Source organism: Bacillus sp. CCNWLW194 (assembly GCF_037120585.1).
Classification (GTDB): Bacteria; Bacillota; Bacilli; order Bacillales; family Bacillaceae_G; genus Bacillus_A; species Bacillus_A basilensis.
Genome location: NZ_JBBBBL010000057.1, coordinates 1 through 1,071, shown reverse-complemented (window position 1 = coordinate 1,071; position 1,071 = coordinate 1). Strand labels below are relative to the sequence as shown.

The window sequence follows — 1,071 nt, the reverse complement described above, 5'->3', positions numbered from 1 at the left end:
ACCGCGAGAGTAAAAGACTTACATTATGACGGAAAGTATTGGTTAAAAGTCACAGGAAAAGGAGATAAAGCACGTGAACTTTTCATTCCTGAGCATTTATTCCAATGTATTAACGAAATGAGACGGAGAAGAGGATTCCAAACTATATTGGATAGGGGAGATGAATGTCCTTTATTCGTAAATCAAAGAGGGAATTTTTATAATCCGAAAACGTTATCAAATCAGGTAACAGACATGATAAAAAAGACAAATTTAGATTTTCTAAAGTATCGTGAAAATCCTGTAACGGCACATACATTCCGTCATGCATTTGCAATTATGGCAGTTGAACAAGGAAATGCGGATCTATATCATTTAATGCAAACACTGGGTCACGAAAATATCCAAACAACAAAAATCTATTTAGAGAAGCATATGAAAAGAAAGAATAATGTGGGGACTTCATTTGCGGATATGTTGATGTAAGATTTTAATATAAAAATCTAATTTTATTATGTGTTTTTTATATGATTAATAAGGGTTTTATTCGTATGAAAAAACAATAAGAAAGTATTTTCTCTATTGATAAAAAAATACATTCTATCAAAAGTGCTTTTGTAGTTAAGTTTAGTGACAGCTTGTAAATTAGGAGTTACACTTGGAATAGATACATTAGCACGTGCGATTGGCTCTGTCAGTGGAGAGAGCCAATCGCTCAATGGTTAATAGTTGAAGCAACAGACTTTTAAAATTAGGTATTTTCCTATCTAATTTCCTTGCAACTGCCTATTTTTGGGTGGGAGTCTTACTGTTTAATTTGGAGGTTTATGAAAATAAAAGAGCCTGTTTAAAGTAGGAAAACAGGCTTTAAAAGCTTAAATAAGAATTAAAAGTATGAATATATTTTTGGGTCAAGAGGTGGGGGAATTGGGATATTTAATTTTAGCATTTATGTTTGCAGTTAGCGTATATTTCCTAGTTTTTGATAATCCTTATATAACTATTTTTATTATATTTCTCATCATGGTAGGGAAATCGTTATATGACAGCAGAAAGAAGCAGCAGTAATCAAGAATACAGGGGCAATAGGGG

Annotated in this window: 1 protein-coding gene; it reads left to right on the top strand. The window is 32.1% G+C overall.

From position 1 onward, the window contains the following. On the top strand, nt 1-465 hold a 465-nt coding region (locus V7S50_RS33975; protein WP_336584464.1), incomplete at its 5' end, for a tyrosine-type recombinase/integrase. Nucleotides 466-1,071: the final 606 nt, after the last annotated feature.